Origin of the sequence: Spirillospora sp. CA-128828, from assembly GCF_050945415.1 — a bacterium.
Lineage (GTDB): Bacteria > Actinomycetota > Actinomycetes > Streptosporangiales > Streptosporangiaceae > Spirillospora.
The window spans coordinates 3,453,014-3,465,849 of record NZ_CP191986.1 but is presented as its reverse complement, the minus strand read 5'-3'; the positions used below and the strand labels follow the sequence as shown (position 1 = coordinate 3,465,849).

Genomic DNA, 12,836 nt, shown 5'->3' with positions numbered 1-12,836 from the left:
CCCGGACATCTAACGACACCTACCGTCGTACCCCCATGATCCCCACGTCCCACTCCCACCGCGCCCCACATCCGACCAAGACCGATTTACGGAGTGTTCATCCGCGTTGCCGCGCGATGACGGGACCAAGCGGAAGCAACCCGGCGACCGCGAGCGCCATGCACCACAACCGCAAGCGCCACCCGCTACTGCGCAGACCTCAGCCACCGCCGCAACCCCGCAACAACCTGAATTGTCGCGATCGCGTCCGAAGGCAGGTTCGAGCTTGCGAGAACCTGATCGCGCAGCGAGCCGCCAGGCGAGACGGAGCGATGCCAGCGATCGCACCGCGTTTCTCGACGATGGAGGGCCCCAGGGCCCGAAGGAGGAGAGAAATGCAATTAATGAGCAGCGTCTTGCCAGGTGCGGCCGGTGCCCATGGAGACGCTCAGGGGGGCGCGGAGCTCGTAGGCGGCGGCCATCTCGGAGCTGACCAGGGCCTTGAGGTCGTCGAGCTCGCCGGGGGCCACCTCGAAGACGAGTTCGTCGTGGACCTGGAGGAGCATCCGGGAGGTGAGGCCGGCGGCCCGGAGGGCGCGGTCGACGTTCAGGCTGGCGACCTTGATGATGTCGGCGGCCGAGCCCTGGATGGGGGCGTTGAGGGCCATCCGCTCGGCCATCTCGCGGCGCTGCCTGTTGTCGGAGTTGAGGTCGGGCAGGTAGCGGCGGCGGCCCAGGATCGTCTGGGTGTAGCCGTCCTGCCGGGCCTTGGCGACGATGTCGCGCAGGTAGTCGCGGACGCCGCCGAACTGCTCGAAGTACTCCTCCATGAGGCCGCGCGCCTCGTCCGGGGAGATCCGCAGCTGCTGGGACAGGCCGTACGCCGAGAGGCCGTAGGCGAGGCCGTAGTTCATGGCCTTGATGCGGGCGCGCAGCTCGGAGTCGATCTGCTCGGGGGGCAGCTGGAACACGCGGGACGCGGTGATGGTGTGGAAGTCGGCGCCGGAGCCGAACGCCTCCAGGAGCGCGTCGTCCTCCGACAGGTGCGCCATGATGCGCAGCTCGATCTGCGAGTAGTCGGCGGTGAGGAGGGACTCGTAGGGGTCGCCGACGACGAACGCCTCGCGGATCTGGCGGCCTTCGGCGGTGCGGATCGGGATGTTCTGCAGGTTCGGGTCGGTCGACGACAGGCGCCCGGTGGCGGCGATCATCTGGTTGAACGTGGTGTGGATGCGCCCGGCGTCGTCGGCCATCGGGATGAGCGAGTCGACGATGCTCTTGAGCTTGGCGACCTCCCGCCACCTCAGGATGTGCTCCAGAACGGGGTGGCCATCCTTCTCCAGGAGGGTCGTCAGGGCCTCTGAGTCGGTCGTGTAGCCCGTCTTGGTGCGCTTGGTCTTGGGGAGGTTCAGCTCGTCGAACAGGACCTGCTGCACCTGCTTGGGCGAGCCCAGGTTGAACTCGTGCCCGACCGCCGAGTGGGCCTGCTGCTCCTGTTCCTTGACCTGTCCGCCGAGGGACGCGGACAGCCCGGCGAGGTGGTCGGCGTCCACGGCGATGCCCGCGCGCTCCATGTCGGCCAGGACGCCGACGAGCGGCAGCTCCACCTCGTGCAGCAGGCGGGTGGCGCCGCGCTTGTCGAGGTCCTTGTCGAGGACGTCCGCGAGCTCGGTGACGGCGCGCGCGCGGACCGCGAGGGCCTCGGCGGCTTCTTCCTCACCGGAACCGTCCAGGGTCAGCTGCCCGGAGTCCTCGGTTTCGCTGCGCAGCTCACGGTGGAGGTAGCGCAGGACGAGGTCGGCCAGGTCGAACGTCCGCTGGCCCGGAAGCGCGAGATACGCGGCGAGCGCGGTGTCGCTGGTGACGCCCTCCAGCCGGATGCCGCGCGCGGCGAACGCCAGCATCGGCCCCTTGGCCTCATGGATCGCCTTCGGGCGAGCGGTGTCGGCGAAGTAGGCGGCCAGGGCGCGCTCGTCGTCCTCGATGAGCTCGGCCGGATCCAGGTGGACGGCCGGGCCCTTCTTGGACGCGAGCGCCAGCGCGGTGATCTCGCCCGTGCCGCGGCCCCAGGCGCCGGTGACGGCGATACCGATGCGGTCGCCGGCGTTGACGTCCAGCCAGGCGCCGAGCGCGCCGGGCTCCAGCCGGTCCAGCTCGACCTCGAAGCCCTCGTCGGCCTCCGGCTCGGCCGCGGAGATCGAGGAGTACAGCCGTTCGCGCAGCACCCGGAACTGCAGCGAGTCGAACAGGGTGTGGATCTCCTCGCGGTCCCACTGGCCCATGGTCAGCTGCGGCGGAGTCAGCTCCAGCCCGACCTCGGTGTCGAGCTTGTTGATCTGCTGGTTGCGCAGCACCCCGGCCAGGTGCTCGCGCAGGCTGTCGCCGGCCTTGCCCTTGATCTCGTCCACCCGGGCGACGAGGGTGTCGAGGTCGCCGTACTTGGTGAGCCACTTGGCGGCGGTCTTCGGGCCGACGCCGGGGACGCCGGGCAGGTTGTCGCTGCTCTCCCCGACCAGCGCGGCCAGCTCCCGGTACCGCTCGGGCGGGACGCCGTACTTGGCCTCGACGGCCGCCGGGTCCATCCGGGACAGCTCGGAGACGCCGCGGACCGGGTAGAGGATCGTGACGTCGTCGTTGACGAGCTGGAAAGCGTCGCGGTCGCCGGTGACGATCAGGGTCTGCAGGCCGGCCTGCGTGGCCTGGACGGACAGCGTGGCGATGATGTCGTCGGCCTCGAACCCGGCGACCGACATGCGCGGGATGCGCAGCGCGTCCAGCACCTCGAAGATCAGGCTGACCTGGCTGCGGAACTCGTCCGGCGTCTTCTGCCGGCCCGCCTTGTACTCCACGTACTGCTCGTGCCGGAACGTCGGCTCGGAGCGGTCGAACGCCACCGCGATGTGGGTCGGCTGCTCGTCGCGAAGGACGTTGATGAGCATCGAGGTGAAGCCGTACACGGCGTTGGTCGGCTGCCCGTCGGTGGTGGAGAAGTTCTCCACGGGCAACGCGAAGAACGCCCGGTAGGCCAGTGAATGCCCGTCGAGCAGGAGAAGCCGGTCACGCTTGTCAGGGGTCGTTGCCGTAGTCACCACACCAGGACTCTAGTCTGCGCGTACGACAGTTTTGTGGAGGCGTAAGTGACTGACACCGACGGAGTGAGCCCGGAGGACCTCGGCGCGAAGATCCTCGCCGGGGACGAGCTCGACGCCCACGGCGACCTGGCCAAGACCATGGGCGTGGAATACCTGGAGGCATCCGCGGAACGCGTGGTGGGCCGCATGCCCGTCAAGGGCAACACCCAGCCGTACGGGCTCCTGCACGGCGGCGCCTCCTGCGTCCTCGCCGAGTCGCTCGGCTCCGTCGGGTCCGCCCTGCACGCCGGTCCCGGCCGTATCGCCGTCGGGATCGAGCTCAACGCCACCCACCACCGGTCCGCGACCGACGGGCACGTGACGGGCGTGGCCACCCGCACGCACGGCGGCCGGACCCTCGCCACCTACGACATCGTCATCACCGACGAGCAGGACCGGCGGGTCTGCACCGCGCGCCTCACCTGCATGCTGAGGGACGCCCCCGCGGGTGGGCCGCAAGGCGGTACGGCGCCCGCGGGAGACCGGCCCGGATCCTGATCCGCGCTTTCTTTGCGATGCGCGCCCCGGGGTCTGTAGCGTGGATCGGAATGGCCCGGGATCACCGAGTAGACAACGTACGCGCCCGGGGAAGGTTCGTGCGGCCCCAAAGGTGATCCCGGGTCAACGCATGTCCGGGGACGGCCGCCCCCCGCCGACACCGGTATAGGTCCAACACCGGTTGCGGTTGCGTTGCGAAACGCCCCGGCCCCGTTCACCCCGGCCGCCATCGGACGTACGTTCCGGACATGCGCCACCGTGACACGCGCACCCGCCTCGCGGCCGCCGCGCTCCCTCTCGCCACCGCGCTGGCGCTCGCGGCATGCTCCGGCGAGGACGGGCGCCACCACTACCGGCTGCCCGAACGGGCCGTCCGCGATGGCGAGACCCCGCTCCCCTACCGCGAGGTGCGGGACGGCGACGTCATGTTCGCCGCGCTCGGCCTCAGCCCCGCCCTCACCACGATCACCGGCAGCCACGCCGACCTGCCGTCCCGGCTCGGCCGCTTCGCCCGCGTCCGGATCCTGGTCGAGAACCGGTACGCCACCTTCCACAAGATCGACCTGGACCGGCAGCTCCTGATCACCTCCCGCGGCGCCTACCCGCCGGACGTGAACGCGATGCGCGTCAAACGGCAGCCGACCGATATCGAGCTCGGCTCCCGCGACCGCCTGGAGCTCGACCTCTGGTACGACATCCCCAGGGACGCCCGGATCAGCACGCTGCGCCTGTACTCTTCGCCGACCGACGAACTCGGCGTCGCACGGCCGGACGACCCCGGGGCGGAGCTGCCACTGCGCTGAGCGGCCGCCCCGCCCCAGGCCCGGTCAGTCCTGGTCCTTGGTGACGTCCACGCCATCGGGCTCGGACGCGTCCGCCGGGGCCTCGCCCTCGGGCGAACCACCGTCACCCTCGCCGACATCGCCGCCCAGGTACGCCGCCCGCACCTGCGGGTCGTCCAGCAGCTCCGACGCCGGCGCGGACCGCACGATCCGACCCGTCTCCAGCACATACGCCCGGTGCGCCAGCCGCAGCGCCTGCTGCGCGTTCTGCTCCACCAGCAGGACCGTGGTGCCACGCCGGTTGATCTCCTCGATGATCGAGAAGATCTGCTGCACCAGCATCGGCGCCAGCCCCATCGACGGCTCGTCGAGCAGCAGCACCTTCGGCTTGGACAGCAGCGCCCGGCCGATCGCGAGCATCTGCTGCTCGCCGCCCGACATCGTCCCCGCCGCCTGCGAACGCCGCTCCGCCAGCCGGGGGAACAGCTCGTAGGCCTCCGCCAGCTCCTTCGAGTGGTCGTCCTTGCGGGCGTAGGCGCCCATGAGCAGGTTCTCGTGCACCGTCATGCCCGGGAAGATCCCGCGGCCCTCCGGCGCCTGCCCGATGCCCGCCAGCACGCGCTTGTGCCCCGGCATCGACCCGATGTCGGCGCCGTCGAAGAACACCGCCCCCGACGAGCAGGACCGCAGCCCCGAGATCGTCTTCAGCGTGGTGGTCTTCCCCGCGCCGTTACCGCCGATCAGCGAGACGATCTCACCCTCGTCCACCCCGAGCGACACGCCCTTCAGCGCCTCGATCTTGCCGTAGTGGACGTGCACGTCCTTCAGTTCAAGAAGCATCGGCCGGAGCCCCCAGATACGCCTCGATGACCTTCGGGTCGTTCTGCACCTCGGCGGGCAGCCCGTCGGCGATCTTCTGCCCGAAGTCCAGCACCGCGACCCGGTCGCTGATGCCCATCACCAGGCTCATGTCGTGCTCGATCAACAGCACCGTCCGGCCGCCGTCGCGGATCTTGCGGATCAGCTCCATCAACGCGGCCTTCTCCGCCGGGTTCATCCCCGCGGCCGGCTCGTCCAGAAGCAGCAGCTTCGGGTCGGTCGCCAGCGCCCGCGCGATCTCCAGCCGCCGCTGGTCGCCGTACGGCAGGTTCTTCGCCATGTCATGCGTGCGGCGCGACACCCCGACGAACTCCAGCAGCTCCCGCGCCAGCGCCTTGCCCTCCCGCTCGGCGCGCCGGTGCCGGGGCAGCCCGAACGTCACGCTGATCAGCCCCGCGCTGTGGTGCGCGTCCGCGCCCACCTGCACGTTCTGCTCGGCGGTCATGTTCGGGAACAGCCGGATGTTCTGGAACGTCCGCGCGATACCCCGCTTGGTGACCTGGTAGCGCTTCAGCCCGTTCAGCCGCCCGCCGTCGAAGGCCACCGTGCCGGACGTCGGCCGGTACACCCCCGTCACCGTGTTGAACACCGTCGTCTTGCCGGCGCCGTTCGGCCCGATCAGCGCGAAGATCTCGCCCTCGCGGACGGTCAGGTCGACCGCGTTCAGCGCGACGACGCCACCGAAGCGCATCGTCAGCCGGGACAGCTCGAGCAGCGGCCGGCCGGCCTTCCCGCCGGCGCCGCCGGAAACCTCGCTCATCAGCTCCCCACCTCGGCCTTCGAGCCCGATGTGTCGATCTCGGCGCCCATATGGCCCATTCCGCCGCCGCCCTCGGCCATCTCCGCCTTGCGCTGCCTCGACGGGATCAGCCCTTCCGGACGGAAGATCATCATCAGCACCAGGATCCCGCCGAAGGCGAGGTCCCGGTAGTCGGCCAGGTCGCGGAAGCGCTCGGGCAGCCACGCCACCAGGAACGCGCCCACGATCACGCCCGGGATGTTCCCGGCCCCGCCCAGCACCACCGCCGCGAGGATCGTCGCCGACAGCAGGAACGGGAAGTTCGCGGGCGCGACATAGCTGGTCTTCGCCGCGAACACCACGCCCGCCGCCCCGCCGATCGCCGCGCCGGTCGCGAACGCCAGCAGCTTGAACTTGAACGTCGGCACGCCCATGATCTCGGCGGCGTCCTCGTCCTCCCGGATCGCGGTCCACGACCGCCCGATCCGGGACGCCTCCAGCCGCTTGGAGAAGATCACCACCAGCACGATCAGCACGACCAGCATGTAGTAGTACGGCCGCGCGTCTCTGATCTTGTAGGTGAACAGGTCCACACCGAGGAACCACACGCCCTCGTGGCTCGGCGGGTGCGGGATGTTGTTCACGCCGCGCGTGCCGCCCAGCCAGTTCGTGTTCTCCGCGACCTTCCGGACGATCTCCCCGAAGCCCAACGTCACGATCGCCAGGTAGTCGCCGCGCAGCCGTAGCGTCGGCGCACCGAGAATCACGCCCGACACCGCCGCCAGGACGATCCCGCACGGCAGCAGCGGCCAGAACCCGATCCCGTGCTTCACCGCCAGCGTCGCCATCGTGTACGCGCCGATGGCCCAGAACGCCACATACCCCAGGTCGAGCATGCCCGCGTACCCGATCACCACGTTCAGCCCGAGCGCGAGCAGCACGTAGATCCCGATCGGATAGAACAGGATCGTGCCCCACGCCGACTCCGGCGACATGATCGGCGCCAGCCCCTCGTACGGCAGGAACAGCGCGCCGATGACCACCAGGACGTAGACCGTCCAGCGCTGCCAGCCGGGCGCCGTGTCCCAGCGCGTCCGCACGGCCTCGACCGGGCCGCCGACCGTGCCGCGCAACCCGCCCGCGTTCGTCGTCTTCTTCGTGTTGTCACTCATGCGCGCGCCTGCTGGAGAGACTCACCGAGGATGCCGGTGGGACGGAACAGAAGGATGACCACCAGAAGCGTGAACGCGATGACGTCCTTCCACTGGGAGCCGAAGAGGGAGCCACCGTAGTTCTCGATGAGCCCCAGCGTGAAGCCGCCGACCAGCGCGCCCCGCAGGTTGCCGATTCCTCCGAGCACCGCGGCGGTGAACGCCTTGATCCCGAGGATGAAGCCGATGTTGAACATCGTCTGCTGGTAGAGCAGCGCGAAGAAGAACCCCGCGGCGCCCGCCATCAGCCCGCCGACCAGGAACGTCACCACGACGACCCGGTCGATGTTCACCCCGAGCAGCATCGCCGTCTCGGGGTCCTGCGCGGTGGCCCGGATGCCGCGGCCGAGCTTGGACGAGTTCACGAACCGATCCAGGATGATCATCATGATGATCGCCGCAACGAAGATCAGCAGCTTGTCGTTGCGGACGTCCCCGGAGCCGATCGAGAACAGCGTCTCCTTTTTCAGCAGGTCCGGCACGTGGATCGGGTCGCGGCCCCCGCCGTTCCCGAAGAAGTGCGGGATCACCGTCGTCGCGAACAGCTCCTGCAGGAACAGCGACGCGCCGATGGCCGAGATCAACGCCGCCAGCCGCGACGCGCCCTTGCGGCGCAGCGGCCGGTAGGCGATCCGCTCCAGCACCAGCGCCGCCCCGCCGGAGGCCGCCATCGCCGCCGCCAGGCACGCCAGCAGGACACCCACCAGCGCGATGCCCGTGTACGGGCCGTTGTCGAAACCGACCACCTGGATCAGCGTCAGCCCGCCGAACGTGCCGATCATGAAGATTTCCGAGTGGGCGAAGTTGATGAGCCGGAGCACGCCGTAGACCATCGTGTAGCCGAGCGCGACCAGCGCGTAGATCGAACCGACGGTCAGCCCGTCGACCGTGTTCGCCCAGAACTGGGATGTGAAGTCGTGGAGCACAGAGGGTTCCTCAAGAAAGAGGGGGCGGGAGCGCTGCGGCGCTCCCGCCCCGCGCCGGCGGACCGGCGTCCGTCCTGCGTCGTGGCGGGGCTAGCTCACTCGGGCTTGACCTTGGAGGCGTCGCCAAGGAACTTCAGCTTCCCGTCCACCACCTGGAACATGTAGATGGTCTTGACCGCGATCTCGCCGTTCGGCTCGAACTTGATCGGCTTGGAGACGCCCTGGAAGTTCACCGTCTTCAGGTACTCGTTGACCTCCTTGCCGGAGGTCTTGCCGGCCTTGAAGGCGTTCAGGATCGCCGTGGCCGCGTCGTACCCCTCACCGGAGTACGTGCCCTGGTCCTTGTTGAACGCGGCCTTGTAGTCGGTGATGAACTTCGCCACCTTCGGATTGTCCGCGGACGGGTTGATCGACTGGCAGGCGCACGAGATCAGCGCGCCCTCCGCCTGCTTGGCGCCCGCGCCGTCGACCAGCTTCTGGTCCAGCGCACCGTCGTCGGAGACGAACTTGGCGGTCACGCCGCTGTCGCGCAGCTGCTTGAGCAGCTTGTCGCCGCCGTTGTAGTAGCCGCCGAAGAAGATCGCGTCCGGCTTGGCCGCCTTGACCTTGTTGACCGTGCTTGAATAGTCGGTCGCCTTCGGGTCGATCTTGTCGCGCTGCGGCGTCACGCCCGCCGCCTGCACCGCGGAGAACACCTTGTCGGCCAAGCCGACGCTGTACTCCTGGTTGTCGTCGATGACGAAGACCTTCTTCGCGCCGAGCGTCTTGACGATGAAGTCGCCGTCCACCTGGCCCTGCGCGTCGTCGTTGGAGATGACGCGGTGCCAGTACTTCCAGCCGTTCTTGCCGAGCGCGCTCGCCGTCGCCGAGGGCGAGATGTTCGGGATCTCCGCCTCCTCCAGGCTCGGGTCGGTCGCCTTGGACTCACCGGAGAAGACCGGGCCGATCACGGCGGTGACGTTGTCGTCGATCGCCTTCTGCACCTGGCCCGGCGCGACGGCCGGGTCGCCCTTGGTGTCGTAGATCTTGAACTTGACCTTCTGCTTCGGGTTGCCCGCGTTGTACTGGTCGATCGCCAGCTTCACAGCGTTCGAGATGTTGATGCCGAGCTCGGGAGAGTTGTCACCGGTCTGGACACCCACGAAGGCGATCGTCAGATCCCCGCCCCCGCCGCTGTCACCCTCACCGCAGGCGGCGGCGCCCAGCGCCATCACCGCACCGAGCGCGATCGCCCCGGTCAGCCTCATCCTATTGCGCCGCAAGGTGCCCAACCTTTCACATCCGGATCCGCGCCGGATCGGGTACGAGTCATGCCCCGGCGCCGACACCTCCGCCAGGAGATATCAGTCACTCGGGGACCAGCTATGTCGTACACCGTCGACCCACCCCAGAACAGGACCCCCGGATCGAAGGGTTACTCGTTCGTTACGCCCCTGTGCTCATCCGATACCCGTCATTGCCTGGGACGATTACAGAACGTGACACGATCGGGCCGGTCCGGGACCTGCGCTTTGGACCTTGACAACCCGCGATTTGACGCGCTGAGGAAGTCAGCCCGCGGCCGGCTCGCCCTGGCCGCCGGACGCCCCCGCCACGACCGCCTCGGCGACGGCCCGCATCGTGAGGCGCCGGTCCATGGACGTCTTCTGGATCCAGCGGAACGCCTCGGGCTCGGACCACCCGTGGGCCTCCTGCAGCAGCCCCTTCGCCCGGTCGACCACCTTGCGGGTCTCCAGCCGCTCCTGCAGCCCGGCGACCTCCGCCTCCAGCGCCCGCAGCTCGGTGTACCGGCTCACCGCCATCTCGATCGCGGGCGCGAGGTCGGTCTTGGAGAACGGCTTGACGAGGTAGGCCATCGCGCCCGCCTCCGTCGCCCGCTGGACGAGCTCGCGCTGGGAGAACGCGGTGAGGATCACCACCGGCGCGATCCGGTCCGCCGAGATCCGCTCGGCCGCCGAGATCCCGTCCAGCACCGGCATCTTCACGTCGAGGATCACGAGGTCCGGCTTCAGCTCACCGGCGAGCCGCACCGCGGTCTCGCCGTCCCCGGCCTCCCCGACGACCTCGTAACCGTCCTCCTGAAGCATCTCCTTCAGGTCCAGCCGGATCAGGGCCTCGTCTTCCGCGATCACAACTCGCCGAGCGCTCTCCACGCCCACGAGCCTATCGAAACCCGCTACCCTGGGCCGAGGCAGGACCTCCCAAGCGTCCCAGCAGGGCACTGCGATCCGACTGTCCAATTTGCTTGGGTAAATGCCCCGGTACCCCAATGGCAGAGGGCGCGGTCTCAAACACCGTAAAGTGTGGGTTCGAGTCCCACCCGGGGCACTCTCGTTCAACCGTCACTCATCCGGCCCTCGCGCCGGGCGGCCCGACATGGGCGCCAGGGCCTCACCATCAGCGAGCCGAGGAATTCTTACGCCCACCTCCCAGACCTCTCGGGGTGGACGGTGTCCTGAGCGAACCGTAAATGAGACCGGGTGGTTATCGCCGGTCGGTACGCGGGTTCCGCAGGGGTGAAGAGGAGCCGGGCACCGCGCGGGGTGCGGTCGCGCGGTGCCCGGCTGGGGTGATGGTCAGTGGTGGATGGCGATGGCGTCGCCGAGGCTGTGCACGCGGAGGGCGTTCGTCGAGCCGGCGGTGCCGGGGGGCGAGCCGGCGACGACGACGACCTTGTCGCCCTTCTGGAACCGGCCGAGTTCGAGGAGGGCCTGCTCGACCTGGCGGACCATGGCGTCGGTGTGGTCGACCTGGGGGACGATGAAGGTCTCGACGCCCCAGACGTGCGCGAGGCGGCCGCGGACGGCGGGGACCGAGGTGAAGGCGAGCAGCGGGATCGGCGAGCGGTAGCGGGACAGGCGCCGGGCGGTCTCGCCGGACATGGTGAAGGCGGCGAGGGCCTCCGCGCCGACGATCGCGCCGACCTCGGCGGCGGCGCGGGCGATGGCGCCGCCGACGGTCTCGGGCATCCGCTCCAGGGTGTGGGTGGCCTGGAGGGCGGCCTGCTCGGCGGTCTGCACGATGCGGCTCATCGTGAGGACGGACTCGATGGGGTACTGCCCGACGCTGGTCTCGCCGGAGAGCATGACGGCGTCGGCGCCTTCGAAGACGGCGTTGGCGACGTCGGAGGTCTCGGCGCGGGTGGGGCGAGGCGCGGAGATCATGGATTCGAGCATCTGGGTGGCGACGATGACCGGGCGGGCCTTCTCGCGGCAGAGTTCGATGGCGCGCTTCTGGACGATCGGCACCTGTTCGAGGGGGAGTTCGACGCCGAGGTCGCCGCGGGCGACCATGATGCCGTCGAAGGCCGCGACGATCTCGGGCAGGTGCTCGACGGCCTGTGGCTTCTCGATCTTGGCGATGAGGGGGACGCGGACACCCTCCTCTTCCATGATCTGGTAGCAGATGTCGGCGTCGGCGGGGGTGCGGACGAAGGAGAGGGCGACGAGGTCGACGCCGAGGCGCAGGGCCCAGCGGAGGTCCGTCTCGTCCTTCTCGGTGAGCGCGGGGACGCTGACGGGGACGCCGGGGAGGTTGAGGCCCTTGTTGTCGGAGACCATGCCGCCGACGGTGACGGTGGTGTGGACGCGGGGGCCGTCGACGGAGGTGACCTTGAGGGCGACGCGGCCGTCGTCGATGAGGACGGTGTCGCCGGGGCCGACGTCGCCGGGGAGGCCCTGGTAGGTGGTGGAGACCTCGCGGCGGGTGCCGGGGACGGCGTCGGTGGTGATGGTGAACTCGTCGCCGAGGGTGAGCCGTACGGGGCCGTCGGGGAAGCGTCCGATGCGGATCTTGGGGCCCTGGAGGTCCGCGAGGATGCCGACGCCGCGTCCGGTCGCCTCGGCGGCGGCTCGGAGGCGGTGGTAGACCTCCTCGTGGACGGCATGCTCGCCGTGGCTCATGTTGAGGCGGGCGACGTCGATGCCGGCTTCGACGAGGGCGTTGATCTGCTCGGTGCTGGAGCAGGCTGGGCCGATGGTGCTGACGATCTTCGCTCGACGGGTCACGTGCACAACCGTACTTAGTTACTTGCCGGTACGGATATTCGTGCAGGATATGGTCGCCGCGGGTTCACCCAGTGGTCTAGGTCAGAGGTCTAGACCACAGGGGCCGGTCACCGCTTGAACGCCTCCACGGCGGCCTGGCAGAACGCCTTGAGATCGTCGGGCTTCCTGCTGCTGACGAGGACGCCGGGGCCGCTCTCGCAGACCTGCACCTCCTCGTCCACCCAGGTCGCGCCCGCATTGCGCAGATCGGTCCGGAGGCTCGGCCAGGACGTCAGGGTCCGGCCCCGGACGACGTCCGCCTCGATGAGCGTCCACGGGCCGTGGCAGATCACGGCGACGGGCTTGCCGGCGTCGGAGAACGAGCGGACGAACGCGACGGCCTTGGGGTCGGTGCGCAGGAAGTCGGGGTTTGCGACGCCGCCGGGCAGGACCAGGCCGTCGAACTCGGTGTGGTCGGAGACGTCGACGGTGGTGTCGACGGGGAACGTGTCCGCCCTGTCGAGGTGGTCGAACGCCTGCAGGCGGCCGGACTGGGTGGAGACGAGGCGAGGGTTCCCGCCCGCCTGCTCGACGGCCTTCCAGGGTTCGGTCAGTTCGACCTGCTCGGTGCCCTCGGGGGCGCACAGGAAGGCGATGGTCTTGCCCTGAAGATCATTGTTCGGCATGGAATCCTCCGTTTCGGGT

The 12,836-nt window shown here is 69.3% G+C and carries 11 protein-coding genes and 1 tRNA gene; 3 read left to right on the top strand and 9 right to left on the bottom strand.

Annotated elements, in window-relative coordinates:
* Positions 1–380: 380 nt before the first annotated feature.
* On the bottom strand, positions 381–3,071 hold the full coding sequence (gene polA / locus ACQPXG_RS17110) for a DNA polymerase I (RefSeq protein WP_433468682.1): 2,691 nt from the start codon (positions 3,069–3,071) through the stop codon (positions 381–383).
* Positions 3,072–3,209: 138 nt separating this feature from the next.
* Here polA and ACQPXG_RS17105 point away from each other — a divergent pair, with 138 nt between their 5' ends.
* Both ACQPXG_RS17105 and ACQPXG_RS17100 read left to right on the top strand, forming a co-directional pair.
* Positions 3,210–3,608, top strand: coding sequence for a PaaI family thioesterase (locus ACQPXG_RS17105; protein ID WP_433469982.1), 399 nt, complete (start codon positions 3,210–3,212; stop codon positions 3,606–3,608).
* Between the two features lie 248 nt (positions 3,609–3,856).
* On the top strand, positions 3,857–4,411 hold the full coding sequence (locus ACQPXG_RS17100) for a DUF4352 domain-containing protein (RefSeq protein ID WP_433468681.1): 555 nt from the start codon (positions 3,857–3,859) through the stop codon (positions 4,409–4,411).
* A gap of 24 nt (positions 4,412–4,435) precedes the next feature.
* Here the strand turns inward: ACQPXG_RS17100 and ACQPXG_RS17095 are convergent, their stop codons facing one another.
* The 6 genes from ACQPXG_RS17095 to ACQPXG_RS17070 all read right to left on the bottom strand — a co-directional run bounded on the left by ACQPXG_RS17095 (position 4,436) and on the right by ACQPXG_RS17070 (position 10,298).
* Entirely contained in the window at positions 4,436–5,230 is a 795-nt protein-coding gene (locus ACQPXG_RS17095) for an ABC transporter ATP-binding protein (protein WP_433468680.1), read from the bottom strand.
* Positions 5,220–6,029, bottom strand: a complete 810-nt coding sequence (locus tag ACQPXG_RS17090; RefSeq protein ID WP_433468679.1) for an ABC transporter ATP-binding protein — start codon at positions 6,027–6,029, stop codon at positions 5,220–5,222. The genes ACQPXG_RS17095 and ACQPXG_RS17090 overlap by 11 nt, the downstream gene beginning before the upstream one ends.
* Positions 6,029–7,180: a branched-chain amino acid ABC transporter permease gene (locus ACQPXG_RS17085; RefSeq protein ID WP_433468678.1), complete on the bottom strand. Its 1,152-nt coding sequence runs from the start codon at positions 7,178–7,180 to the stop codon at positions 6,029–6,031. The genes ACQPXG_RS17090 and ACQPXG_RS17085 overlap by 1 nt, the downstream gene beginning before the upstream one ends.
* Positions 7,177–8,145, bottom strand: a complete 969-nt coding sequence (locus ACQPXG_RS17080; protein ID WP_433468677.1) for a branched-chain amino acid ABC transporter permease — start codon at positions 8,143–8,145, stop codon at positions 7,177–7,179. The genes ACQPXG_RS17085 and ACQPXG_RS17080 overlap by 4 nt, the downstream gene beginning before the upstream one ends.
* A 95-nt stretch (positions 8,146–8,240) precedes the next feature.
* Positions 8,241–9,392 carry a branched-chain amino acid ABC transporter substrate-binding protein gene (locus tag ACQPXG_RS17075; RefSeq protein ID WP_433468676.1) on the bottom strand — a complete coding sequence of 384 codons (1,152 nt, stop codon included), beginning with the start codon at positions 9,390–9,392 and terminating at the stop codon, positions 8,241–8,243.
* A gap of 303 nt (positions 9,393–9,695) precedes the next feature.
* Positions 9,696–10,298, bottom strand: coding sequence for an ANTAR domain-containing response regulator (locus ACQPXG_RS17070; protein ID WP_433468675.1), 603 nt, complete (start codon positions 10,296–10,298; stop codon positions 9,696–9,698).
* Positions 10,299–10,400: 102 nt separating this feature from the next.
* On the opposite strand from ACQPXG_RS17070, the gene ACQPXG_RS17065 reads away from it, so the two are divergent.
* Positions 10,401–10,473 (top strand) — tRNA-Leu (locus tag ACQPXG_RS17065).
* Between the two features lie 248 nt (positions 10,474–10,721).
* Here the strand turns inward: ACQPXG_RS17065 and pyk are convergent.
* Entirely contained in the window at positions 10,722–12,152 is a 1,431-nt protein-coding gene (gene pyk / locus ACQPXG_RS17060) for a pyruvate kinase (protein ID WP_433468674.1), read from the bottom strand.
* 107 nt (positions 12,153–12,259) lie between these two features.
* Positions 12,260–12,817, bottom strand: a complete 558-nt coding sequence (locus ACQPXG_RS17055; RefSeq protein ID WP_433468673.1) for a type 1 glutamine amidotransferase domain-containing protein — start codon at positions 12,815–12,817, stop codon at positions 12,260–12,262.
* Positions 12,818–12,836 lie beyond the last annotated feature (19 nt).

Bases quoted from the DNA above. Each gene is read 5' to 3' on its own strand.
- ACQPXG_RS17090 (WP_433468679.1), bottom strand. From the start codon at position 6,029: ATGAGCGAGGTTTCCGGCGGCGCCGGCGGGAAGGCCGGCCGGCCGCTG.
- ACQPXG_RS17085 (WP_433468678.1), bottom strand. From the start codon at position 7,180: ATGAGTGACAACACGAAGAAGACGACGAACGCGGGCGGGTTGCGCGGC.
- ACQPXG_RS17055 (WP_433468673.1), bottom strand. From the start codon at position 12,817: ATGCCGAACAATGATCTTCAGGGCAAGACCATCGCCTTCCTGTGCGCC.
- ACQPXG_RS17105 (WP_433469982.1), top strand. From the start codon at position 3,210: ATGGGCGTGGAATACCTGGAGGCATCCGCGGAACGCGTGGTGGGCCGC.
- ACQPXG_RS17095 (WP_433468680.1), bottom strand. From the start codon at position 5,230: ATGCTTCTTGAACTGAAGGACGTGCACGTCCACTACGGCAAGATCGAG.
- ACQPXG_RS17075 (WP_433468676.1), bottom strand. From the start codon at position 9,392: ATGAGGCTGACCGGGGCGATCGCGCTCGGTGCGGTGATGGCGCTGGGC.
- ACQPXG_RS17100 (WP_433468681.1), top strand. From the start codon at position 3,857: ATGCGCCACCGTGACACGCGCACCCGCCTCGCGGCCGCCGCGCTCCCT.